Origin of the sequence: Emticicia oligotrophica DSM 17448, assembly GCF_000263195.1 — a bacterium.
Lineage (GTDB): Bacteria > Bacteroidota > Bacteroidia > Cytophagales > Spirosomataceae > Emticicia > Emticicia oligotrophica.
In genome coordinates, this window is record NC_018748.1 from 741889 (window position 1) to 765378 (window position 23490).

Consider the following 23490-nt stretch of genomic DNA (forward strand, 5'->3'; position numbering starts at 1 on the left):
ATTTAAGATGTAATATTAAATTTCACTCGAAAGTAACCTTTTCCCAGCCAACTTCACGGTATTTTTTTAATAAAAATAAAGCTAAAGCTAACTGCAAGAGTCCGAAAACACCTATTACGTAGGGTACTTGCATAAGGAAATAATGAATGATGGCCAATATGCCCGCCCCAACAATATAAAGCATATTTTTAATAAAATTACCTCCACCATTTTTCTTCAATTCGATAGAAAAAGGTAATTCACTAGACATGCCGATTGAGGTGAGTAAATCAATATTAATAATAGCTAAGATGCCGAAACATAAATCATCAAGCATATTTACGCCCCATACCAAACCCAACATCAGAGCAAGTATGATACACATAGTGAAAATATACTTAACCAATACGGCCCTTAGAGTTCCGCTCAAAACTTCGCCTGGTCGAGAAAGTGGTACAATTTGATATATCCAAGAAGCTTTAAAATCTTCAGTTTGCGAAATTTGTGTTCTAATTGCCAATAAAATGGTACTACACATATAAACAGCCATTAGAGCCACCCATTTTTTCTCTTCTAAACTCTTGATTTGCTCAATAAAAGTACCATCTCCCCTACTAGCACCAATCATAAATATTGGATAAATGAGTAAATAAGCCAAAGAAGGGTACACTCTCAATTTGAATTTACGGTCGCGGGCGGTCATTTTCCATACAAACTCGAAAGCTCCTCTTTCGATTGATGTACGAGTGAAAGTTTTTGCTAACCTAGTTACCAAATCTTTATTATTAACTTGTCGAGGACTTACAACTGTACGTTTGGCATTATCAATACTGGCAATTTTTTCACTGAAAATATTAGTAAAACCGCTGTTCAGGAAAAACAGTCCAACAAAAGGAATGGTCAATGTGAGAAATATAAAAATAAAATGAGGGGCATCAACTGTATGATTCACTACTGTGTTGATTGAATTCCCCATCCAAATAGGTGGCAACATATAATGCCACCACTCAACTTTTGTTTCTACCGAAGTGGTGAATGTTTTTGCATCAATCAAATTTCCAACGACTCTATACCCACCCATCAGAATAAATGTCATAAAAATCTGAAAACCGTTAATGATATTCCGTAGTCGTTCTTCACTCGTAAATTTCATGAGTGTCAAGTAAAGAATATTGGTCAGAAAAACTACTAACATCAAGGCTAGTAAACATACAAAAAATAAGGTTATGGCTGTCAACAAACCATATTTAATACCCGTTATGATTAGCGTTGGTAATGAAAGTGCCAGCATCATCGAAAGCAAATACATTAATATATGCGTAATTCGGGCAATCAACAGTGTTTTGCTTTCAATTGGGCGAGGAAGAAGAACGGCATTATCGTTGGAATCGAGTAATACTGACGAAAAATCGGTGATTAACGACATGGCAATCATGAACATCAGAAATGCAAAAAAGACCGAATATACCGCCGTGACTGAATCAGAAGCATAAACGAATACCGCAAATACAGTAGATGATATGAAATACAAAAATAATGTGAGATAAAAAGTCGAATTTGATTCGTGTTGGTTTTTATTCCATTGGTTAAATCTTGTTCTTCGATTATCCATTTTGAGTTTTATCTCCACAATAGCCCGAAGCTGGTAATAATTGATTCCTAGTCTATTAAATAAAGGATATAGAAAATCTAATATTTTTAGATAAATATTTATCATTTTTCTTGTGAATTTGTGGAAAAGAAAGGATAAAATTTAGCGATTCATGATTTGAATAAACTCTTCAGCTAAATGTACGTGTTCGGTATTGCCTGTTAGTTGATTAAAGATTTGTTCTAAAGAACCAGTTTCTCGTTGAGCTTTTAGTTCTTCAAATGTTCCGTTGGCAATCACTGTTCCTTTGTTAATCAACACAATACGATCTGAAATTTTTTCAACCACATCCATAATATGCGAACTATAAAAAATGGTTTTTCCTGCCTGTTTTAACTGCGATAAAATCTCTTTGACCAAAATCACGGCATTAGCATCAAGCCCAGAAAGAGGTTCATCCAAAAAAATTATCTCTGGATTTTGTAGAATTCCCGAAATCAACAATACTTTTTGTTTCATTCCTTTCGAAAAGGTTGTCATTCGGTCATCTCTTTGGTCATAAAGTGCGAACAAACGAAGTAATTCGGTTGCTTTTTCTTCAATTTGGTTCATTTCTAATTCATACAAACTTCCCAAAAACCGCAAGTATTCCATTGGCGATAACGTATCGTAGAGCGAGGCATTTTCTGGAACATAACCAATCAAACGCTTTACTTCAAGTGAATTGCTCTTCACGTCATGGCCCAACACCTCTACTTTTCCATCAAAATCGGGAATCATCCCAATTAAAATTTTAATAGTAGTTGATTTTCCTGCACCATTGGGCCCAATATAGCCTATAATTTCTCCTGAATTTACTTCTAAGTTAATGTCTTTTAATACGAGCCCACTTCCGTAGGATTTTTGTAAGTTTTCAATTCTAATAACATTCATAATCAACAATAAAGGATTTAGTGGAAATAAAGTGAAAATGTAGAATTATGCAGGCATATTTCCAACAATAATCTAGATAATTGCTTGAATTTAGCCATGTAGCTAAACTTCAACTGTTTTTTCCTTTCAATCTCTTGTGTTTTCTATATTCTCTACTCAAATATTCATCTCGCCTTTTATCCTCATCTAATTAAATTTCTAAAGAAAATCCTTGACTCATATCGTTTTTTTTGCTTCATTAGATTAATAAAAGTTCTTTGACAAAGTAAATGAGGAGATTTTGGCGATAACTAAGGTTATTGACCTTAATTATCTTTAGCAAAACACCTTTATCATTAACTGTTTATATATTATTCACTCTAAAAATTAGTGTGTTATGAAGATTCATGTGCATGCAGTCCATTTCGACGTTGACCCTAAATTAGTGGGGTTCATTCAATCAAAGTTAAACAAGTTAGAAACCTTCTACGACAAAATAATTAGTGGCGAAGTCTTTCTCAAATTAGATAAAGGAGATAGTACTAAAATTCACAAAAAGCACATTGAAATCAAGCTGAGTGTACCAGGAAGTATAATTTTTGCAGAAGAAAAAGGTACAACATTTGAAGAAGCCACCGACATTGCTTTGGAGGCTTTAAAATCACAAATTAAAAAATTTAAAGAAAAGAAAAACGAAGTAGAACATAAAAAACGTGAGATTCCTGCCGAAGAAGAAGTTGTAGAAGATGACTTCTGAAATATTTAAAAGAGGGGTAAATCTAATGATTTACCCCTCTTTTTTTCACAGAATAAATTCTGTAATTATTTCTACTGAATATTTATTCCCTTAATTTATCCTTACGAGTTACTTTATACAATCTTCTTTGTTCGTTGGTCATAATCAAATCGGTATCGTTTACATAGGCAATAGCCTCCATCTGATTTCGCCCTATTTTAATGCATGATTTAGGCTTTGAAAAGTCAATTTTTCCAGCATTTACTTCAAAAATATAAATTTTCCCATAAGATAAAAGGGCAAATTCTTTTCCATTTGGACTAATATCTGCCGATGTGACGGGGCTTTTTAAAAAGATACTTTGTTCTGGTAATAGTACATAATTTCCAGCTTGGTCTGGGATACTGTATAATTGAGTTTGGTGTTTTTGTGTCCAATCTTTAGAAAACAAATACAATCTTCCTTCATACCAGAAAAATGCTTCGCAATCAAAAATTCGTTGACGTGCAGGAAAATGGTCTTGGTCGGCGTAATGAAAGGTTATTTTCTCTGTCTTTCCGTTTTTAAACTTATAAATCGTCAAGTCTTTTCTATTTTGGTTATTATTACCAAAATCACCGATATAAATATTCCCTTTATTATCCTTGGCTAAATCTTCCCAGTCAATATTTTGCGAATCATTTACAAAAAGTGTATCGAATACCCGTCCTTGCTCTCCTACCATATAAAGTTCAGTATTCCCACCACTATCATTGATAGTCCAATAATAATTTTCCTGCCATGCCTTGGCAATTCCAGAATTTTCATTGATACAGGTAGGCATTCGACCAGATTGTGTGATTGTATATTCTTTTTTAGCTCGTTGAAAACCACTTTTATTTACCTCTGAGTGGCAGTTACAAGTGGCAATTTTAAGAGCAAACAATAGCATATAAAATTTGTAAAGGAACATAACAGCGAAACTAAAATGATTAAATCAGGTTGAAAATTTGGGAATTGCCCAACAAGTTAACTATTTTTGAAAACACCTAATTGATATTCCTAAGTAAAATTTATTTGATATAATGAAAACTACTCAACAGCCATTTCATGTACGGCTTGCTTACGTGCTTATTTCGCTCGTAATTATCATTTATGGCTTGTATATACTTAAGGATTTACTTATTCCTCTTACCTTTTCGTGTATTTTTGCTTTATTGCTACTTCCACCTTGTCAAATGCTCGAACGTCTAAGTTTCCCAAGGTGGTTAGCCATTACCATTGTCATCACGCTTACCCTCGGAGCTTTCATTTTACTTTTTTATTTAGTTTATATTCAGATTATGGATTTTGAGGAAATTCTGCCTCAACTCACCGAAAAAACCGAAAAATTATTCAATGATGTTCAGATTTTCATTCGTAGAAATTTTCATATCAGTAAAACCCAACAAAAGGTTGAAGGAAAGAAATATCTGACTGAATTTCTGAAGAATAATAGTAATATTGTAGGAAATACACTTTCAACAACCACTGGGCTTCTAGGAAACCTTACCTTGATTCCACTGTATATATTTTTACTTCTTCTATACAGAGATTTCATCAAAGTTTTCTTCTACAAAGCCTTTCGTTCAGTAAGTAGTCATCGAGTAAATGTTGTTTTAAGTAAGATAAAAAGTGTAGTGATTGATTATATGGTTGGGCTAATCATGGTCATCGGAATCATTGGCATACTCAACACTATTGGCCTATATGTTTTAGGAATTGACCATGCTATTTTCTTTGGATTTTTAGCTTCTTTCTTGGTACTTTTACCTTATATTGGCATTGCCATCGGCTCACTTTTACCCATTTTATTCGCTCTCATTACGAAAGATAGTCCATTTTATGCCCTTGGTGTAGCTTCTTTATTTGGGGCCGTACAATTCTTAGAAGGAAACTTCATTACACCTTATGTGGTTGGTTCAAAGGTAAGTATCAACTCAATGGCCGCCATTATTGCCCTTATTGTTTTTGGAAACCTTTGGGGCATGAGTGGCTTGGTATTAGCTCTTCCGTTAACAGCCATTATCAAAGTGATATTAGACTCGGTTGAGGCACTCCGCCCATTTGGTTTCCTTTTAGGCGAAGCTGATAATAATGATGTAAAACGTAAGAGAAGATAAATATTAATTCATTCCGATTGCAGCTAGGATACGACTAAATTCATCGCTCAAGGGAGCTTGTATTTCAATGGTTTCACCCGTAAATGGGTGTGTAAACTTTAATTCGCTAGCATGTAAAAGCATCGTATTTAAGCCAAAACGCTGTTCAAACATCTTATTATGCTTACATTCTCCGTAGGTTTTATCTCCTATCAGATAATGTCTTAATTGGGCAAAATGTCGTCTTATTTGGTGCATTCGGCCAGTTTCTGGAGTAATTTCGGCCAAAGAATAGCGAGAAGTTGGATAACGACTTACCTCAATTTCGAGTTCTACTTGTTTTAAGCATCTAAAATGTGTGATTGCCTCTTGCAGAGTACCATTTTCCTTAGCCAGAGGTCGGTCTGTCATGCCCAATTCGGGCAAATAACCTCTTACCAAAGCCAAATATTTCTTGTGCGTTTGTTGATTCTCAAATTGTGTTTTCATCGCCCTATCAGCCTCGGGGCTAAGAGCAAAAAGTAACACGCCCGAAGTTTTTCGGTCAATTCGATGACACGGACTTACCCAACAATTCAGTTGGTCACGGAGTAGCTGTAATGCAAAGACACTTTCTTCAGCAGCAATTGACGAACGATGCACCAATAAATTATGTGGTTTGTTAATGGCTACATAATATTCATCTTGGTAAAGAATAGGTAGTACGGTATCTTGCATGTATAGTCATTGAAATTTCTACAAAGGTATGGAAGAAAAAGTTTAACTCAATAATTATCGTCGGCATGGCATACGTACAAAATACATAAGTATTGATTTTTCGTAATTTGTATTTATCCTTTTATCTTGCAGGAAAATATGACAAATTAGTCTATGCTTCAAAAAACTACTCTAAAAACTGAAATATTGGCTGGAGTTTCTACTTTTTTAGCCACGATGTATATCATTGTAGTAAATCCAGCTATTCTGAGCCAATCTGGTATGCCTTTCAATGGTGTCCTTACTGCCACAGTATTACTATCTTTTTTTAGTAGCCTGATGATGGGACTCTACGCTCGAAACCCCATTGTTGTTGCTCCCGGAATGGGCATGAATGCCTTTTTTACCTTTACGGCTGTCAAAGGCATGGGAATCAGCTATCAAGTGGCTTTGGGAGCCGTATTTTGGGCGGGAATAATTTTTCTTCTACTTTCAATTTTCAATGTTCGTACGCAAATCGTGAAAGCTATTCCGAAGCAATTACGTTATGCTATTTCGGCAGGAATTGGTCTATTTATCACACTAATTGGCTTTGCCAATGCTAAGTTTATTGTACCAAATCCTGCAACAATCATCGGTATTGCAAGCTTGCATGACCCTATCATCATTACGTTTCTGATAGGATTAGCCATTACGATGATTGTGCTTTCCAAACACATTCAAGGTGGAATTATTATCGGAATTTTACTCACAACAATTTTGGCAATTCCAATCGGCAGATGGTGGGGCGATGCCTCTGCTATCAATTTCGGTCAAAAAACTTTGGTAACATGGCAAGGGATTTTTGCAGCACCAGATTTTAGTCTATTATTTCAACTTGATATAATTAACTCACTTAAAATAAGCCTTTTACCAGTTATTTTTGCCTTTGTTTTTACTGATTTATTCGATAGTCTTTCCACATTTGTTGGCGTGGCCGAAGCTGCCGACCTATACGATGATAAGGGTGAACCACAGAATATTAAGCAATCACTACTGACCGATGCTGTGGCAACTACCTTGGGTGGACTTTTAGGGAGCAGTCCTGGCACTGCTTTTATTGAATCGGCAGTTGGTATTAGCCAAGGCGGACGAACAGGAGCCACAGCCATCACTGCGGGTTTGTTATTTCTGCCATTTATGTTTTTATCGCCACTTTTGAGCATTATCCCCGCTATTGCCACTGCTCCAGCATTGATTGTAGTAGGGGTTTTGATGATGAAGCCTGTAATCAAAATTCATTGGGATAAACTTGATGATGCCATTCCTGCCTTCATTGCCATGGTATTGATTCCGTTTACTTATTCAATCACGCAAGGTATCATTTGGGGGTTTCTTTCTTGGACTATCATTAAAATTCTCAACAAAAAGTCAAAAGAAGTTTCATGGATGTTAATAATTATTGACATTTTTGCTATTTGGGCACTTTATTTAGGGCATTGATTTGCTATTTATCTCTAAGATTTTTACAGAAAACCACTAAAAATACGAAACTGAGTTATAATCATTCACTATGAGAAATCAACTACTATTTTTTATAATAATCTTACTATCAAGCTCTTCGTTCGGACAGAAAATTGCTATTTTAGGAGCAATGACCGAAGAAGTACAATTACTTGAATCGCAATTGAAACAAGCCAAAACCAAACAGATTTTAGGGTTTGAATATAAAACGGGGAAGCTCAGCGGTAAAAAAGTAGTAATAGCTCAGACAGGTATCGGAAAAGTAAATGCAAGTATCACTACAACGCTCATTATCAAGGTTTTTCGCCCAAAATCAATTATATTTACTGGTGTAGCTGGGGCAGTTAGTTCGGAATTAAATCAAGGAGATATTCTGATTGGAAAAAAACTTTCATACCATGACTACGGTCGTTTAACCAATGATAGTTTGAAATTCTATCCTACTCGTAATCCTCATACTGGAAATTTCAACCCACAATTCTTTTTATCTGATTCTCTCATGATATTAATGTCCGAAAAAGCCGCAAAAGAAGTAGTTTTGCAAAAAATAACTCCTAATTCGCCAACACCGAGAATTCTTGCAGGAACCATCGTTACGGGCGATACATTTGTGGCTTCCAGTATTGCAGTGGCTGGCTTTAAAAGAAATTATCAAGCAGATGCTACCGAAATGGAAGGTGCGGCAGTAGCACAAATCTGCTTTCAACAAAAACTTCCTTTCTTAATCATTAGAAGTATCAGCGATAAAGCAAATGAAGCTGCTCCCGCCGATTTCCAAACATTTAAGAAAACCGCCGCCGATAATTCAGCTATTTTAGTAAAAACCATTCTTAAGTATTTATAAATAACCTTTTCATGAATTATAATTTTGACGAACTCATTGACCGTACAAACACAGATAGTTTTAAGTGGGATAAATATAAAAACCGTGATATTATACCGCTTTGGGTAGCTGATATGGATTTTAAGGCCGCTCCTCCAATTTTAGAAGCTTTAGAAAAAGTAACTAAACAAGGTGTAATTGGCTATTGGCAAACGCCCGAAGAATTAGTAGATGTAGTAGTAAAACGTTTAAAAGAACGCCATAACTGGGAAATACAGAAAGAATGGATTGTTTGGTTGCCAGGGCTTGTGCCGGGCCTGACATTATCGTGCATGGTTGTAGGTGATGAAGGAGACGAAATCATGACAACAGTTCCCGTATATGGTCCTTTCATGAAAGCTCCTGAAGCTGCTAAAAAGAAACTGGTCAAAGTACAGATGAAACTAGAGGGAAATCGTTGGACACTTGATTTCGATGCTATTAGGGCAGCAATTACCCCACGCACAAAAATGTTTATGTTGTGCAACCCTTATAATCCTGCGGGAACCGTTTTTACCAAAGAAGAACTGCAAACTTTAGCAGATATTTGTGCCGAACATAATATCGTAATTTGTTCAGATGAAATACATTGTGATTTAATTCTTGATGAAACAAAAAAACATATCTCAATAGCCACATTGAGTCAAGAAATTGCAAATCGAACAATTACACTTCTTTCTCCAAGCAAAACTTTCAATATTGCGGGTTTGGGCTGTTCGTTTGCCGTCATTCCTGATGATGCAACCAGAGCAAAATATGCCAACCTTCGCTACATAGTTGAACCCATGATTTCGGCCTATGCTTATCAAGCAGCTTTGACAGCCTACCGTGATTGTGATGATTGGCTTCAAGAATTACTTACTTATCTACGCAAAAACCACGATTTTGTTTTGAAAGAAGTAAATGCTATTAAAGGTTTAAGTATGCAACCACTAGAAGCTACGTATTTAGCTTGGATTGATACACGAGAACTTGGCATTGATAATATTGCAGAAGTACTCGAAAACGCTGGTGTTGGTATCTCAGAAGGTGGCTTTTATTTTGATGGAAAAGGATTTATTCGTCTGAATTTTGGCACTCAAATGCAAAGATTAGAGGCTGCTTTTGAGCGAATAAGAAAAGTATTTAATTAAAGAAACATCCTGTAAATACTATTGCAAGAATTTGGTTTTAACAATATTCTAAACTAATTTCGTTCTATACTTACGAGAAATATTTCATAAAAAAACTTTTCACGTATATATACATAAACGCCTGATAAATCATCATTACTTGGTAGATTAATATCCTACATGAATAAACTGAGGACAACAAGTAAACCGTTGAACAACATCCCTCCCAATCTCTCGCTCTATGATAAATATGGAGCGGTGGCTTATGGTGTGATTCTACAAATAATTCCACAAGAGCAATTGGCTCAAGAAATATTAGTAGAATTATTCCAGTTTCCACTTCAAAATTGTAGTGCAGAGATAAGCGATGTGATTTGTATCATTCGCAATGCACGTGCAAAAGCACTCGAATTTAGCAATAGATTCAAATCATTATTACCGCCTAATGAAGATTCTAACACGAGTGAAAAGGAGGTCCTACCTGATTTAATTTTCAATTTAGCATTCAAACAAGGTATACCACTTGAATCAATCGCAGAGCGATTAGGTATATCTAAAGAAGCTACAATGAAAGCAATTAGTGAGCATGTTAAATCTTTTCGTAAATCTTAAAATTAGAGCAAAGTGAATCCTCAAGAATATATTGCAAGCGGTATTTTAGAGAGCTATATCTTAGGCTTTGCTTCTGAAGCGGAGCAAAAAGAGGTAGAACATTATACCCATATTTTTCCTGAAATCTCTTTGGCACTTAATGATTTAGGTGAATTAATTAATGTCCAATTTTCAGGTAAAACTCCTCCCCCAAATGTACGCGAACGAATCGAAACTTTCGAAGAAAACAATATTCAACGATGGAAATATCATGCTCAAGCCCAACATGAAAATACACCATCGAATGATGATAAAATATACATTGACGCAGTAGTAAATGATACCCAAATAAAAGTACATAAGTATTGGCGACCTGCTTTTATCACAGTTTTTATATTAGGTAAAATCTTTTTAATCGCTGCTTTGTATTTCTATTTCAAGTCTGATTCGCTCAGTAAAGAAAATCTTAAACTACAAGAAGAAATAAAACTCTTAAAAAAATAAAAACATTGGTGAGCAACTCAATCAAAAGTTTAGTTGCTCACATAAAATGATGCGTTGATTCATTCTAATGCACGAAATAGAACCTACTTATAACTGGCGAAAGTATTACATCAGCGAAAACGACCGCAAATCTCCATTTTATGGTCGTAGCTACGGCCAAGCCTACGAGGATACCATTTACGGCTACTACATCGACCCTAACTGGGACTCCATTGGCTCCGAAACACTCTATTGCAAAATTCTGATGGTTGATTATTCAGCCAAATATGCTGTCATAGAACTTTTTGGAGAATGGAACGACACTTTGCATAACGATAGCATGTATTTTAAACGTACGGTAGTTGACCACCTGCTAAAATATGGTATCAAATATTATATTCTTATTGGAGAAAATATCCTACAGTTTCATGGTGGAGAAACCGATTATTACGAAGAGTGGTTTGAAGATATTGAGGATGGCTGGATTGCCGCAGTTAGTATCAGAGATTTCATCATGGTCGAGTTTAGACGATATCACCTTGATTCTTACATAAATTTTGGAGGGACCTTACAAATAAGTAATTGGCGAACTTTAAAACCCAACCCTTTCTTCGAACTTATTAGTAATTTGATTATGAGAAGATTAGGATAAAATACTTTAGATTTATAAAGCTGTTGTCACAAATTTTTGAACCTCAGATAACACAGATGCTTTTACATTTTCAGCGAAAGTCAGCGTTTTTTTAATTAATTAGCGTAATCTGCGTACCAGCATTTTTATTGCGAAAGATTCTTATTCTCACCATCTATAAACTCGGTGGTGAGAATAAGAATATACTAATTATTTCATCAATTTTCTATCTTTTAGCCAGTCTTCCATTCGAGCAGCCCATGTTTCAACTGGCCCACGACCTCTTTTCTTGAGTCCATACCCATGCCCACCTTTTTCATAAATATGCATTTCTACTGGCACCTTATTTTTCTTACAAGCTAAAAAATAAGCAATACTATTTTCTGGTTGTACACCATCATCAGTAGTGCTAATCAAGAATGTTGGAGGAGTATCTTTGGTTACTTGTTTTTCGTTCGAGTAAAGTTCCATTTTCTCAATTGGAGGATTCTTTCCAATCAAATTATCTCTTGAACCAAAGTGTGTAAATTTATCACTAAACGTAATAACTGGGTAAATCAACAAAGAAAAATCTGGACGTACACTTATATTCGGGTCTGTAATTTCTCCTACTTGTGTTTTGAAGTGCGTAGCTGCGGTAGAAGCTAAATGCCCACCCGCCGAAAAGCCCATCAAACCAACTTTATCTGGTGAAATACCATATTTTGAGGCATTCTTACGTACAATTCTAATGGCTTGTTGGGCGTCTTGCAAAGGTCTGATTTCGTCATTATCAAATAATTCTTCTTGCGGTAAACGATATTTCAATACAAATACACTCACACCCCTATCGTTAAACCACTTCGCAATATCATGGCCTTCGTGGTCAATGGCTAAAATTCCATAACCACCTCCAGGACAAATAATTACGGTAGCATCACTTGTTTTTTTCTTTGCTGGATAAACAAAAAGTGCTGGTTGAGTAACATCTTTCACACGCGTAATTCCATCAGTAGTTTTAGAATCTTCAGGAATATTAACTCCTGCTTTTAAACCTGGAGTTCCATCGGGATACAACAAAATAGTTTCGGTAGATTGAGCAGATAAATCAGACATAATTGCTGTAAATAGGAATGCAAAAAAAATCTTTTTCATGGTTAATTTATCGTAGTAAATACGTTCATTGGTTAATGGTGAATAGTCGAAATACAAAGTTGAAAAAAAATATTGTTTCCCCCATTTTTTTTTCAACTTTGTAACTTATTTTTCAATTAATTCAATTTCATGAACGAAGCCTTTCAACATTGCCTTGATTTTTTTCAACAGATTCACCCTCTGAAAGAACAAAGCTTGGAGGCACTCTTGCCATGTCTTTCGTTGAAGAACTACTCAAAAAAAGACTTTCTAGTCAAACAAGGCAGTATTTCTGATGAGCTAAATTTTGTTTATACGGGCTGCGTTCGAGAGTATTTTGAAAACACTAAAGCCAATGAAACCAATATATGGTTTGGTTTAGAAAACTCTGTTGCAATTTCAACTTATAGTTTCTTTTCTCAGAAACCAAGCCTCACATACATACAGGCACTCGAAGATGTGCAGGTAGTATCTGTAAAACATGCTGATTTACAAAACCTATTCGACCAATTTCATGATATCGAACGCCTCGGTCGGTTGATAGTAGAGCATTATTTAGTACAAATAGAAGAAATGAAAATTATTCTCCAAACGCTTTCAGCACGTGAGCGATACGAATACATGATTACGAATCGACCAGAATTTATTCGTCGTATTCCGCTTAAATACTTGGCTTCATTTTTAGGTATTCAATTAGAAACACTGAGCAGAGTCAGAAGTCAGAAATAAACTTTATTGATTAGATTTACTCGTAAATTTGCTAATCAATATACCTACTAAAACTACAGTATAAAATTGTCCGATAATACCAAACAAAGATGTGATTAGCTTCGTAACATGTGAGTTCGGCGTAATATCACCAAAACCAATACTTGTAATTGTAATACTACAAAAATAAACCAAATCCATATATACCGCTGGTAGGCTTGAGGTATCAAGGCCATTGAATGAATGTGAATTTTGGTAGAAAAAAATCTGCATCAAAAATGTATTTATCTCTATCAAAAGTAAATACCCACAAGCAGAAGCAGAAATAATATCGGTATTAACGTAGCTCGGTTTGAGCAAAAATCTGATAATTTCTAAGAAAATAAATAAAAAGAAAAGAACATAAACCGCACTAACGGTTATCATAAAGCCTGGTGAATTTTCAATAAACGAAAGGCTAATAGGAAACACCAAAGACAATAAAAATAAAATATTTTTGATAACTTTTTTGTAACTGCCCTTTTCAATAAATACCCCAATACTCGCAATTCCTAAAAGAATCATATTGATTGGCCAAATGATTTTTACATACAAATCCATGTCGCTCAAAAACACGCCAATAAATAAATGCTGCACAAGGGCATAAAGCAGAAGTTCGTATTTGTGTTTACTGAGGAAATGTTGGTCAATACTCATCTAAAGTTATAAAGGTTTGAATGGCAAATTCATCAATATTCATTAAAAATCCAAACAATAGGTTTAGCTCGTAGATTTACTATAAATTATTGTATCTTTCGATTCTCATTGGTTACAGATACCCTTATGTTGTTTGCTAGATTCGTAATTGCCACTATTTTATTACAAGCCATACTTCTCCCTAAAAGTTTGGCACAAAACCTCAGTTTCGAGACCATCACTACCAAAAATGGTTTGGCTTCAAATAATGTTTTGGGAATCGTAAAAGACTCACAAGGTTATCTCTGGATAGCTACTAACCTCGGCATTTCTCGCTACGATGGCTATCATTTTCAGAGTTTTGGCCCCATGACCGTTCCTAATTGTTTGGCAATTTCGAAAGATGATATACTATGGTTTAGCAATGAAAAAGGTCTTTATTCTATAAATACAAAATCGTTGGTACTTAGCTTAAAAGTACTCAATAATCCCAATGATAGTAACCCAGACAATGACCACTACAACGGTTTATTTATTGACAATGAAGGAATTGTTTGGTCAACTGATTTTCATCACATTAAATCATTTGATACTAAGAAAAACCGACTCACTACATATCGAATACTAGAGAAAAATCAACGTAGTCCTGATATTGCGAAGTTTGTTGAAGATAAACAACATACTCTTTGGTCGATAAGCCCCATTGGCTTATGTAAATTTGATAAAATTGCTCAAAAATGGATTCGCGTAATAAGCAATCGAGATTTTACTTCTTTGGCTTATGATTCTTTCAATCAAACATTTTGGTTGAGTAATACTAATGCACAATTACTACAATTTAATCATACAACCAAGAATGTTGTATTGAAAGGAACTTTGAGTGAAAACATCGAAAAAATTCAGATTTCTGATAAAAATGAGCTTTGGTGTATTTCTAAAAATCACCTTTTTCAATACCAAGTAAATAAAGAGAAATTTCAAGAAATAAATCCATTAGATGAAACTGAAGTGATTTTGAACACCCTCTTTGTGGACACTTCTAACACTGAAATTTGGCTAGGAAGTAATGAAGGAATACTAAAAAAACTACCTAATAATCAACTCATTAGGCAAGTTTTAATTCCCAAAAATATTATCAATAAAGCAACCAGCGTTCGTTGTTTTGAAAGCATTGATGAACAAAACTTTTTACTCGCTACAAGTACAGGCGAACTTCTAAGTTGGCATCAAACAAGTAATATTTTTAAAAAAATCTATCAGTTTGCACAGCACGAAATTAACGCCATTAAATCCTTTAAAAATATGCGATATATCGCTACTGATAAAGGATTATACGCACAAAAAGCGAATTCTCAGCCACAAAAAATCTTAGCATCAGCGATAAATGACATCACTTTAGATAATCAAAATAGATTGTGGATACTGATTCCAAACGAGACTATCAAAGTCTTGAATCTATCCACTAATCAATTTTCTGAACCGTGGAAAAAACTTCCCTATCCAAACTTTTTCAAAGAAAATCTCTTTTTAAAACTTCACTTTTCAAACACTGGTCATATTTGGATTGCGGGTTGGATTCCGAGTGGTTTTGGTATCGCTCGATTTAATTTAAAAACCAATGAATTTCAAGAATTAAGCTCCATAAACGACCATAAAAAGTTTGTTACTGATTATTATCTCAATGTTTCTGAAACTTCAAAGGGTGACTTACTATTTTCGGGATATGGTGGGTATAATCGTTTAAATAGGCAAGGGATCATTGTAGAAGAGATTCATGCCGAAGAAAAAAAGCCCATTTTTGCTGATGGCCAGTGTTTTGCTATTGGTGAAGATTTGAATGAAAATACTTATGTCGGCACCGCTGAAGGCATTGTAAGAATAAGCAAAAAGCATCAACTCAGCCGTTTTACCCAATTTGATGGACTACTCAATAATGATATTCGAAACGGATTTCTCATGACAGAAAATCAATTACTGATTGGACATAAGAATAGTTTTTCGATATTAAATCTTCAAAATAATTATATTCATACGCATACTCAACAACTAAAACTTAGTGAAATTAGTATCTTAGGGAGCAATCAAAAAGCAAACTTATCGAGCCCTCTTCGTTTTACACGACAACAAAATACATTGAGCTTTGCTTTTAGTCCGCTGAATTTTGAAAATCAGGCAAAGAATAAGTTTCGTTATCGCCTTAATGATATCAACGAACAATGGATTGAAAATGGTAATAATCAAACCATTACGTTTTCCAACCTCAAGCAAGGTGAGTATCAGTTGGAAGTTCAATACGCTGAAATTACAGGTAATTGGAACACCAAAAGCCTAATTATCAATTTCACGATTTTACCTGCTTGGTACGAAACATGGTGGTTTAGAATTGCCCTAGCCTTGCTTGGATTAGGTGTGGGCTACGGTATTTATTGGTATAGAATCAATGAGTTTAAGAAATTACAGGCCATACGAAACAGAATTTCCTCTGACCTTCACGATGAAATTGGAGCATCATTGAGTAGTATTAGTATTTTGGGAGGATTAGTGAAGCAAAAACTTGATGAAAAGCACCCCGGTTATTCATTCGCACAAATGATTCATGATGAAGCGAAACAAGCAGGCACCGCCATTGATTATATCATCTGGAACATTAATCCACAGTTTGATAGCTTAGAAAGTTTATTTACAAGAATTAATTCTGAAGCCTCCGAAATTATCGAAGCAAAGGGAATTATCTACGAATTTGAAGCTACAGATTTAGGAAGTAAAAACATTTCGATAGATAAAAAAAGGAACATCTATCTTATCTGTAAAGAGCTGATAAACAATGCATTAAAACACAGTCAATGTAATAAAATTTCTCTTAAATGTGAAGTAAAAAACAAAAACTTATACTTGAGTTTTTCTGATAATGGAATTGGATTCGATTCGAGTATTTCATCTAATCGAAATGGAGTTAAGAATATCAAAGCTCGTTTGCAGGAATTACAAGGAAGCTACCAAATCATTTCAGAAGAAGGGCAAGGCACAACTTATTTAATGAATATTCCAATTTAATAAATCTCCCCAAATAGGTTATTTATTGAATGAAAAGAATTGATGAAATTTGTTAAAAAAATACATGATAAAAATATCCATATACGAAGATAACACCCGACTTAGCCAATTATTATCTTTAATGATTGAAAATACTGAAGGTTTTGAGTTAATGGGCTGTCATGAAAACTGCATGGAAGCACTTCATTTTACTCGCCTCGAAATGCCAGATGTTATTGTCATGGATATTGATATGCCCCAACGTAGCGGTATCGAAGGGGTTTTTGAAATAAAAAGTCATTTTCCGAACATCAAAATTATTATGCATACTGTTTTTGATGGCAACGAACACCTTTTTGAGTGTCTTAGTAAAGGAGCAGATGGTTATATTTTGAAGAAAGATTCTTCTACCCGACTCATTTCTGCCATCAAAGAGGTTTTTGAAGGAGGTGCTCCGATGTCTCCATTTATTGCAACCAAAGTTTTGCAATCATTCAGAAAGCAACCTATTCAAGAAGATTTTAATCTGAGTCAACGAGAAATCGAGGTACTTTCACTACTTTCCAAAGGCTTTTCTTACCGCATGATTTCTATTGAATTGAATATTTCAGTAGAGACTGTTCGACGCCACATCAAGAATTCTTATCAAAAACTGCACGTTCAGTGCGGACCTGAAGCAGTTGCCAAAGCCATCCGTAATGGTTTAATTCTTCCATAAAATTGCTGAATAACCCAAAAGGGTTATTGACTTTTGATTTTTTTTAATTTAAGCTCAAAACTTCCCCTTTATTTCCCCTAATGATGGCATTGATGCCCGCGTATTTTCCGAGCAATTTTGTATCAAAAAAAGCTCCATGAAAAACGCAATACTATACTTAACGCTTTACAATTCTTCTAATAACAAAACATCTCCAACATCTGGGAGCATAGAAGGTAGTGGAAAACTTAACAAAATTGAAGGAAAATCAATTAAGATTAGCCATATTTCACGCTAAGCCACACCAAACAATGAAAAAGATAGAATATTGGATTATTGGTTGGCTAATGAGTTATTCATTTGCGAATGCACAAATATTCTTTAATGCAGATGGTGCTTCTAACATCTTCGAGAAAGATGCTTTGTATTTCAATCGTAGTACAAAAACATTGAATTTCAAGAATTCTAATATCAATTTTTGGCAAGATTCGCCAAACAGCATTTACATCGAAACAACCGCCATAAGTGGAGACTACATTAACTCAACTGATGTTGAGATTTCGCAAGAATATACACCATCAATTGATGGCAATTTAGTATATGTTAGTATTTACGGAACTGACCAGTTCTCAGATATGGGTAATCGAATGATTTCTCAAATTACTTTAGATTTAATTGATAAAGCCAGTAATACCGTCATTGTTAGTTCTGACGAGTGTTTTTTGAATAATACTGGGAGTTTACCTTGTTTAGCCGGCAGAGCTTGCCCTCCTTTTTTTAAAGCCCAATTTAGTTTGAGTGGAATTACTCCAGTGAAAGCGGGAAAACAATATATCCTCCGCTTAAGAAATACATCCAATCAATTTATTCAGGCAATTGCTTGCGATAACCCTTATCTCTTTGGTTCGACACAAATTAATTGTCAGAATTCAAGCACAAAAGCCGATTTACTGTTTACAACCACCTTTTTAGGTCTAACTAAAGTGGCAAGTATCAACGAAACTACTGGAGCTGCCTATTTTTCTAGCCTCACATCTAAAAATATTGTCGCTGACCGACTTTCGATGAAGAGTCAACCGCTTTATCCAACTTATGATGGAAACATGGCTATAGGTACAAGTTTAAATAAATGTAAAGATGTTACTATCAATTTAGCAGACAAATTCTTCAATCTTACTTGTTTGGTAGCCAACGAATCAAATTCTGATTTTCCCGATTGCTTTGCCGTAACAATTAGGCGATATATCCAAAACCAAGCTACGGGCTATTTTAATGGAGTAGTAGCTCGTGTGTGTAGAATTGATGGCGAAGGTTGGGGACAAAATCCCAGTATTTATTACCAATATCAAATCAGTGAATAAATCATTATTTATGAAATTTTACATAATTACTACGCTTATTGTTCTTCGAGCTTTTGGATGTGCTGCCCAAAGTGGCACAATCACACCACAAGGAGTGATGTTTCCGCAACTGAGTACAACCCAAATTAATGCACTATCCGGACAAGCCAAAGGTACAATGGTTTTCGATAAAACACTCAATATAATGAAATATTGGGACGGCACTACTTGGCAAAATGTAAGCAATGCGGGTGCAACAGGTGCTTGGCAAAATAGTGGCAGCGACCAATACAGCACCAATGATGGCAATGTTGGCATTGGCATGGCATTACCGAGTGCCAAATTATCGGTTAATGGTACTTTGGGGCTTTATGATGCTGGTAATGAGTACGGATTTTTTTCAAAAAATAGTAGCACTGGTGCTTTAAAATTTAATGCAGGTACTTCTTTGAATTTGAGTTTAAATCCACCAAAACATTTAGGACTTCAAGTGAATGGATTAAGTGGCTTAGGAACAACTGTGTATGCTGGTAATTTGGGTGTTGGTACTGATGCTCCAGAAGAAAAATTCACCACCTTCACCGCATCTGACAAATATGGTTTATTACACACGAACGGAACTATAAAAATTGGTTCTTACATCGGCGGAAATGCAGGTTGGTTGGGAACAAAATCAAATCACCCTTTAATTTTGCACACCAATAATGGAGCAAACCAACACTATTTTAGAGAAAACGGAAGAGTAGGCTTGGGCGTTGAATTTCCTGACCAAAAACTTCATGTAAACGGAAGCATCAAAACCGAAGCAGGCATTTATGCAGCTCAAACTGGTGATTTGAATTTAGTGCCTATTGGAATCGCAAGATACAGAGTTGGATTATTGGATGGCTCTATCGGTGAGTCTACTGTCGAAAATGCTGTAGGTAATCTTATATCTAGTATCAGCGTAAGCACCCGAATACTTATTGATGATACTATTTTTATCACGCTAAACTATAATCCTACCACAGCTTCAAATTACAGCACTATCATACCAATAGGTGCCAATATTATTTCTAATGGTGCTCGATATTATTCAGGTACAGAAATACTTGCTACTTCAACGACAGAGTACAGTTTTTTCCATACAGTAGATGATATGCCTTCTGTAAACCCTACTATTTGTACTGGAACACTCATTTTCTACGGCATAAAAAATCCTAATAATAATTAATCATGAAAATATATTTTACACTACTTATTGGTCTTTTCTTCCAAATTAGTTTTGCTCAATCACCAGTAAGACAAGGTGAGCATTTTGCGAATATCAATGGTTTAAAACTTCATTATGAAGTAAGTGGCAAAGGTCCTATTTGTATTTTCCCAACACCTGGTTGGGGTCCAAATATTGATGCCTATAAAAACTCAATGCCCGAACTCGAAAAGTATTTCACGGTAGTTTGGCTCGATACTCGTGCCTCTGGAAAATCTGAAGCATCTCCCAATCCTGAAGACTACCAAACTGAAGATTTCATTGAAGATATCGAACAACTACGCAAATATCTTAAACAAGAAAAAGTCTGGATTTTAGGGCACTCGATGGGTGGCTGGCAAGTAATTAATTATGGCATTAAGTATAGCAAAAACCTGAATGGAATCATTGCCATTGCACCTTTTGCGGGTATGGATAAAATTGCAGAAAATGAGTTTATGAAAGCTCTAGAGAAGCGTAAAAATGAACCTTATTATTCTACTGGCTCGAAAGTTTTGCTAGGTACTGATACCATACGCCGAACGCTTGCAGAGGAAATGCCCTTGATTATACCTTTTTATTTTCATGACCAAGCAAATCTGAAGAAATTTTCAATGATTAAAAATGTGCAACTTAGTCAAAAAGCGTGGGAAATGACAGCTAAAGGAGGCTTCGGGTCGGAGCAAATTCTTGAGTTATTACCCAAAATCACAGTCCCTACGCTTATTCTTGTTGGCGATGATGATTTCATCTGTGACCAAATCTCTCATGCTGGTAGATTACACAAAGGAATCAAAAGTTCACAGCTTTCAACTATTAAAGATTCAGGGCATTTTATCTGGATCGAACAACCAAAAATGTTCTATCAAGCTATTGAAAATTGGCTAAAAACGAAGAGGTAAATTGTAGCAGTATCTATTCTTTGCGTAAAAATTAAAACAAATGGATAATTTCTTAGAAATACAACGCCCTTACCTTGCTCAAGGCTTAATACGAATTAGGCATAATGGCAAGCTCAATTACATTAGAACTACCGATGTGATGCTACTGGAAAGCGATACCAACTATACTCATATTCATTTGAGTTCGGGCAAAAAACTGGTCTCTTCTCGAAATTTATCCCTTTTTGAATATATGTTAAAAGATACTCAACTGTTTATTAGACCTAATCGTGGACAAGTAGTAAATATTGATTATCTGACCAATACCGCCATTGAAAAAAGTACGAAAGAGCTCCAACTGACCAATGGTAAAAGTATCAGGATTTCACGGAGAAAGGGCAAGACACTTTCAAATCGTTCATAAAACAACTCACAACTTCAGTTTGAGACCATGAAAAATATTCTTTTATTAACTTTAAACTTATTGGTACTAAATCTCGGCTTTGGACAAAAGTTGGCGGTTCCTTATTACTCAAATGGCATCAAAAATATTGCTATAAAAAGCAATGGATTTTAATACAATAGATTAAATTTATTTGGAGCAGAGTCAACAAAAACAATGTCTTTGGTGTTATTCCGTCATAATCTAAAAAATTGAGCATGAAAAAGATATTGATTTACTTGGCTACAACCCTGATAATTTTAGCGGCAGGAGCCTATTTAATATTAAATGAAAAGTTACCTTCTGGCGATAATCCACAAAAAGCTGATGAGCTAGCCAATAAAATGCTTAAAGCTCTCAATAAAACCGCTTGGGATAGCACCAATGTAATTGTATGGACACACAAAGGCGTGCATCATTTTGTATGGGATAAAAAGAATCAAATGGTTGAAGTGAAATGGGATAAAAATGATGTTTTCTTAAATTTGAAAGAATGGAATAAAGGCAAGGCTTTCAGTGAAGGAAAGGAAATTACCGATGGGCAATTAGATGTTTTAAGAGGAAAAGCTTGGGCAATATTCTGCAATGATTCGTTTTGGATGATTGCCCCATATAAAGTTTTCGATGAAGGTGTAAGTAGAAAAATAGTAAAAACCGAAGATGGTACAGAAGCTCTTTTAGCCAGCTATTCATCAGGTGGAGTAACACCCGGCGATTCATATTTATGGTTTTTAGCTAATGATTTAAAACCAAAAGCTTATAAAATGTGGGTAAAAATCCTACCAGTTGGTGGTGTAAAAGCAACATGGGATAATTGGAAAACAACCGAAACAGGAGCAATTATTGCCCAAACTCACATCTTAGGGCCCATGACTATTACCATCGAAAATCTTCATACTGGAAATGACTTAACTGCTGTAAAAGTAGATGCTACTCTTTTTGATAAGATAAAATAATTTTAGTCGACAGTCAACAGAGTTTTTCCTGCTGACTGTCGACTGCGGACTTTTTTCTTACCAACGAATAAGAACAGAACCCCAAGTAAAGCCACTACCAAAAGCTGCTAAACAAACCAAATCTCCTTCTTTTATCTTGCCTGCTTCCCAAGCTTCACACAAAGCAATTGGAATTGATGCCGCAGTGGTATTCCCGTATTTCATTATATTGTTATAGACCTTTTCGTCAGGCAAACGTAGTGTTTTTTGCACAAACTGAGCAATGCGTAAATTAGCCTGGTGCGGAATGAGCATGTCTATATCGGCTGGTGTATAACCTGTTTTATTCAAAGCCTCCATAATTACTTCTGGAAACTTAGTCACGGCAGTTTTAAACACCAACTGTCCATTCATATTTGGGTAATATGTTTTATTTTCGAGGAGGTTTTCGTAAACAAAAATTTCACCATATTCCACATCTGGGAAACCAAATTGCTCTGCTCCTAAATGATATCCACCATGGCTACCTGGACTAATTAATGCTAATTCTTCGGCATGTGTTCCATCAGAATGTAAATGGGTAGTAAGAATTCCTTTACCTTCTTCAGTGGTTGGTTGAAGTATCACCGCTCCTGCCCCATCTCCAAACAATACCGCTACATTTCTTCCACGAGTAGTAAAATCTAAGCCCATTGAGTGCATTTCTGAACCAACAACCAACACGTTTTTATACATACCCGCCTTAATAAATTGGTCGGCCACCGAAAGTGCATACACAAAACCCGAACATTGATTGCGAATATCTAAGGCCCCCATTTCTTTGTGCGTAATACCCAATTCACGTTGAAGCAATACCCCACAACCTGGAAAATAGTAGTCAGGACTTAAAGTAGCAAAAATAATAAAGTCTATTTCTTCGGTGGCAATTCCAGCACGCTCACACGCCACTTTTGTGGCTGCTGCCGCCATAGTAGTTGGTGTTTCTACGCCTTTTTTTCCATATCGTCTTTCTTTAATACCAGAACGTTCTTGAATCCATTCATCACTGGTATCCATAACTTTCATGAGGTCTTGATTAGTAACTACTTTTTCAGGAACATAGAAACCAATTCCTGCAATTTTTGAGTGTATCATATTTTTAGTTTGTTTAGAATCTTTGTGCTAAGTTACTACAAAATACTATTTATTATACAAACAATTCTTAAAAATATCATATTTT

24 protein-coding genes are annotated in these 23490 nt (G+C 35.3%); 17 read left to right on the plus strand and 7 right to left on the minus strand.

Annotated features, from left to right (window positions below):
• Nucleotides 1–22 precede the first annotated feature (22 nt).
• Nucleotides 23–1696: a hypothetical protein gene (locus EMTOL_RS03175; protein WP_015027822.1), complete on the minus strand. Its 1674-nt coding sequence runs from the start codon at nt 1694–1696 to the stop codon at nt 23–25.
• Nucleotides 1697–1732: 36 nt separating this feature from the next.
• Nucleotides 1733–2503 (minus strand): ABC transporter ATP-binding protein, encoded by a 771-nt coding sequence (locus tag EMTOL_RS03180; RefSeq protein ID WP_015027823.1) that lies wholly within the window; start codon nt 2501–2503, stop codon nt 1733–1735.
• Between the two features lie 376 nt (nt 2504–2879).
• Between EMTOL_RS03180 and hpf the strand changes: the two genes are divergently transcribed.
• Nucleotides 2880–3239 (plus strand): ribosome hibernation-promoting factor, HPF/YfiA family, encoded by a 360-nt coding sequence (gene hpf, locus EMTOL_RS03185; protein ID WP_015027824.1) that lies wholly within the window; start codon nt 2880–2882, stop codon nt 3237–3239.
• Nucleotides 3240–3321: 82 nt separating this feature from the next.
• Here hpf and EMTOL_RS03190 read toward each other — a convergent pair whose 3' ends face one another.
• Nucleotides 3322–4170: a YjiK family protein gene (locus tag EMTOL_RS03190; RefSeq protein ID WP_015027825.1), complete on the minus strand. Its 849-nt coding sequence runs from the start codon at nt 4168–4170 to the stop codon at nt 3322–3324.
• Nucleotides 4171–4282: 112 nt separating this feature from the next.
• Between EMTOL_RS03190 and EMTOL_RS03195 the strand changes: the two genes are divergently transcribed.
• On the plus strand, nt 4283–5359 hold the full coding sequence (locus EMTOL_RS03195; protein WP_015027826.1) for an AI-2E family transporter: 1077 nt from the start codon (nt 4283–4285) through the stop codon (nt 5357–5359).
• 3 nt (nt 5360–5362) lie between these two features.
• Here the strand turns inward: EMTOL_RS03195 and EMTOL_RS03200 are convergent, their stop codons facing one another.
• On the minus strand, nt 5363–6055 hold the full coding sequence (locus tag EMTOL_RS03200; protein ID WP_015027827.1) for a pseudouridine synthase: 693 nt from the start codon (nt 6053–6055) through the stop codon (nt 5363–5365).
• A 153-nt stretch (nt 6056–6208) separates the two neighbouring features.
• Here EMTOL_RS03200 and EMTOL_RS03205 point away from each other — a divergent pair, with 153 nt between their 5' ends.
• From EMTOL_RS03205 to EMTOL_RS03230, 6 genes are all read left to right on the plus strand, one after another.
• Nucleotides 6209–7516: an NCS2 family permease gene (locus tag EMTOL_RS03205; protein ID WP_015027828.1), complete on the plus strand. Its 1308-nt coding sequence runs from the start codon at nt 6209–6211 to the stop codon at nt 7514–7516.
• A 70-nt stretch (nt 7517–7586) separates the two neighbouring features.
• Entirely contained in the window at nt 7587–8381 is a 795-nt protein-coding gene (locus tag EMTOL_RS03210) for a 5'-methylthioadenosine/adenosylhomocysteine nucleosidase (protein ID WP_015027829.1), read from the plus strand.
• Between the two features lie 11 nt (nt 8382–8392).
• A complete protein-coding gene (locus EMTOL_RS03215) occupies nt 8393–9532 on the plus strand; it encodes a MalY/PatB family protein (protein ID WP_015027830.1) in 1140 nt (379 codons plus the stop codon).
• A gap of 159 nt (nt 9533–9691) precedes the next feature.
• A complete protein-coding gene (locus EMTOL_RS03220; protein ID WP_015027831.1) occupies nt 9692–10123 on the plus strand; it encodes a hypothetical protein in 432 nt (143 codons plus the stop codon).
• Nucleotides 10124–10135: 12 nt separating this feature from the next.
• On the plus strand, nt 10136–10606 hold the full coding sequence (locus tag EMTOL_RS03225; RefSeq protein ID WP_015027832.1) for a hypothetical protein: 471 nt from the start codon (nt 10136–10138) through the stop codon (nt 10604–10606).
• Nucleotides 10607–10673: 67 nt separating this feature from the next.
• Nucleotides 10674–11237 (plus strand): hypothetical protein, encoded by a 564-nt coding sequence (locus EMTOL_RS03230; RefSeq protein ID WP_015027833.1) that lies wholly within the window; start codon nt 10674–10676, stop codon nt 11235–11237.
• A gap of 189 nt (nt 11238–11426) precedes the next feature.
• Here EMTOL_RS03230 and EMTOL_RS03235 read toward each other — a convergent pair whose 3' ends face one another.
• Nucleotides 11427–12350: an alpha/beta hydrolase gene (locus tag EMTOL_RS03235; protein WP_015027834.1), complete on the minus strand. Its 924-nt coding sequence runs from the start codon at nt 12348–12350 to the stop codon at nt 11427–11429.
• A 129-nt stretch (nt 12351–12479) separates the two neighbouring features.
• On the opposite strand from EMTOL_RS03235, the gene EMTOL_RS03240 reads away from it, so the two are divergent.
• On the plus strand, nt 12480–13058 hold the full coding sequence (locus EMTOL_RS03240) for a Crp/Fnr family transcriptional regulator (protein ID WP_015027835.1): 579 nt from the start codon (nt 12480–12482) through the stop codon (nt 13056–13058).
• Between the two features lie 3 nt (nt 13059–13061).
• Here the strand turns inward: EMTOL_RS03240 and EMTOL_RS03245 are convergent, their stop codons facing one another.
• Nucleotides 13062–13733 (minus strand): potassium channel family protein, encoded by a 672-nt coding sequence (locus EMTOL_RS03245; RefSeq protein WP_015027836.1) that lies wholly within the window; start codon nt 13731–13733, stop codon nt 13062–13064.
• 189 nt (nt 13734–13922) lie between these two features.
• Here EMTOL_RS03245 and EMTOL_RS03250 point away from each other — a divergent pair, with 189 nt between their 5' ends.
• From EMTOL_RS03250 to EMTOL_RS03280, 8 genes are all read left to right on the plus strand, one after another.
• Entirely contained in the window at nt 13923–16766 is a 2844-nt protein-coding gene (locus EMTOL_RS03250; protein ID WP_305953164.1) for a sensor histidine kinase, read from the plus strand.
• A 64-nt stretch (nt 16767–16830) separates the two neighbouring features.
• Complete coding sequence (locus tag EMTOL_RS03255) at nt 16831–17463, plus strand: response regulator transcription factor (protein ID WP_015027838.1); 633 nt, start codon at nt 16831–16833, stop codon at nt 17461–17463.
• A gap of 290 nt (nt 17464–17753) precedes the next feature.
• Entirely contained in the window at nt 17754–18803 is a 1050-nt protein-coding gene (locus tag EMTOL_RS03260; protein ID WP_015027839.1) for a hypothetical protein, read from the plus strand.
• 10 nt (nt 18804–18813) lie between these two features.
• On the plus strand, nt 18814–19995 hold the full coding sequence (locus EMTOL_RS03265; RefSeq protein WP_015027840.1) for a phage tail-like protein: 1182 nt from the start codon (nt 18814–18816) through the stop codon (nt 19993–19995).
• A 2-nt stretch (nt 19996–19997) separates the two neighbouring features.
• Nucleotides 19998–20915: an alpha/beta fold hydrolase gene (locus tag EMTOL_RS03270; protein ID WP_015027841.1), complete on the plus strand. Its 918-nt coding sequence runs from the start codon at nt 19998–20000 to the stop codon at nt 20913–20915.
• 40 nt (nt 20916–20955) lie between these two features.
• A complete protein-coding gene (locus EMTOL_RS03275) occupies nt 20956–21318 on the plus strand; it encodes a LytR/AlgR family response regulator transcription factor (protein ID WP_015027842.1) in 363 nt (120 codons plus the stop codon).
• A 27-nt stretch (nt 21319–21345) separates the two neighbouring features.
• Nucleotides 21346–21471: a hypothetical protein gene (locus EMTOL_RS22335; protein WP_305953165.1), complete on the plus strand. Its 126-nt coding sequence runs from the start codon at nt 21346–21348 to the stop codon at nt 21469–21471.
• 83 nt (nt 21472–21554) lie between these two features.
• The gene (locus EMTOL_RS03280; RefSeq protein ID WP_015027843.1) at nt 21555–22292 is read left to right on the plus strand and encodes a hypothetical protein; all 738 of its coding nucleotides are present in this window, start codon (nt 21555–21557) and stop codon (nt 22290–22292) included.
• A gap of 57 nt (nt 22293–22349) precedes the next feature.
• Here the strand turns inward: EMTOL_RS03280 and EMTOL_RS03285 are convergent, their stop codons facing one another.
• Entirely contained in the window at nt 22350–23405 is a 1056-nt protein-coding gene (locus tag EMTOL_RS03285) for a 3-oxoacyl-ACP synthase III family protein (RefSeq protein ID WP_015027844.1), read from the minus strand.
• Nucleotides 23406–23490 lie beyond the last annotated feature (85 nt).

Excerpts from the sequence above, each read along its gene's own strand:
- EMTOL_RS03175 (WP_015027822.1), bottom strand. The coding sequence starts at position 1,696 with ATGATAAATATTTATCTAAAAATATTAGATTTTCTATATCCTTTATTT.
- EMTOL_RS03180 (WP_015027823.1), bottom strand. The coding sequence starts at position 2,503 with ATGAATGTTATTAGAATTGAAAACTTACAAAAATCCTACGGAAGTGGG.
- hpf (WP_015027824.1), top strand. The coding sequence starts at position 2,880 with ATGAAGATTCATGTGCATGCAGTCCATTTCGACGTTGACCCTAAATTA.
- EMTOL_RS03190 (WP_015027825.1), bottom strand. The coding sequence starts at position 4,170 with ATGTTCCTTTACAAATTTTATATGCTATTGTTTGCTCTTAAAATTGCC.
- EMTOL_RS03195 (WP_015027826.1), top strand. The coding sequence starts at position 4,283 with ATGAAAACTACTCAACAGCCATTTCATGTACGGCTTGCTTACGTGCTT.
- EMTOL_RS03200 (WP_015027827.1), bottom strand. The coding sequence starts at position 6,055 with ATGCAAGATACCGTACTACCTATTCTTTACCAAGATGAATATTATGTA.
- EMTOL_RS03205 (WP_015027828.1), top strand. The coding sequence starts at position 6,209 with ATGCTTCAAAAAACTACTCTAAAAACTGAAATATTGGCTGGAGTTTCT.
- EMTOL_RS03210 (WP_015027829.1), top strand. The coding sequence starts at position 7,587 with ATGAGAAATCAACTACTATTTTTTATAATAATCTTACTATCAAGCTCT.
- EMTOL_RS03215 (WP_015027830.1), top strand. The coding sequence starts at position 8,393 with ATGAATTATAATTTTGACGAACTCATTGACCGTACAAACACAGATAGT.
- EMTOL_RS03220 (WP_015027831.1), top strand. The coding sequence starts at position 9,692 with ATGAATAAACTGAGGACAACAAGTAAACCGTTGAACAACATCCCTCCC.
- EMTOL_RS03230 (WP_015027833.1), top strand. The coding sequence starts at position 10,674 with ATGCACGAAATAGAACCTACTTATAACTGGCGAAAGTATTACATCAGC.
- EMTOL_RS03235 (WP_015027834.1), bottom strand. The coding sequence starts at position 12,350 with ATGAAAAAGATTTTTTTTGCATTCCTATTTACAGCAATTATGTCTGAT.
- EMTOL_RS03240 (WP_015027835.1), top strand. The coding sequence starts at position 12,480 with ATGAACGAAGCCTTTCAACATTGCCTTGATTTTTTTCAACAGATTCAC.
- EMTOL_RS03245 (WP_015027836.1), bottom strand. The coding sequence starts at position 13,733 with ATGAGTATTGACCAACATTTCCTCAGTAAACACAAATACGAACTTCTG.
- EMTOL_RS03255 (WP_015027838.1), top strand. The coding sequence starts at position 16,831 with ATGATAAAAATATCCATATACGAAGATAACACCCGACTTAGCCAATTA.
- EMTOL_RS03260 (WP_015027839.1), top strand. The coding sequence starts at position 17,754 with ATGAAAAAGATAGAATATTGGATTATTGGTTGGCTAATGAGTTATTCA.
- EMTOL_RS03265 (WP_015027840.1), top strand. The coding sequence starts at position 18,814 with ATGAAATTTTACATAATTACTACGCTTATTGTTCTTCGAGCTTTTGGA.
- EMTOL_RS03270 (WP_015027841.1), top strand. The coding sequence starts at position 19,998 with ATGAAAATATATTTTACACTACTTATTGGTCTTTTCTTCCAAATTAGT.
- EMTOL_RS03275 (WP_015027842.1), top strand. The coding sequence starts at position 20,956 with ATGGATAATTTCTTAGAAATACAACGCCCTTACCTTGCTCAAGGCTTA.
- EMTOL_RS22335 (WP_305953165.1), top strand. The coding sequence starts at position 21,346 with ATGAAAAATATTCTTTTATTAACTTTAAACTTATTGGTACTAAATCTC.
- EMTOL_RS03280 (WP_015027843.1), top strand. The coding sequence starts at position 21,555 with ATGAAAAAGATATTGATTTACTTGGCTACAACCCTGATAATTTTAGCG.
- EMTOL_RS03285 (WP_015027844.1), bottom strand. The coding sequence starts at position 23,405 with ATGATACACTCAAAAATTGCAGGAATTGGTTTCTATGTTCCTGAAAAA.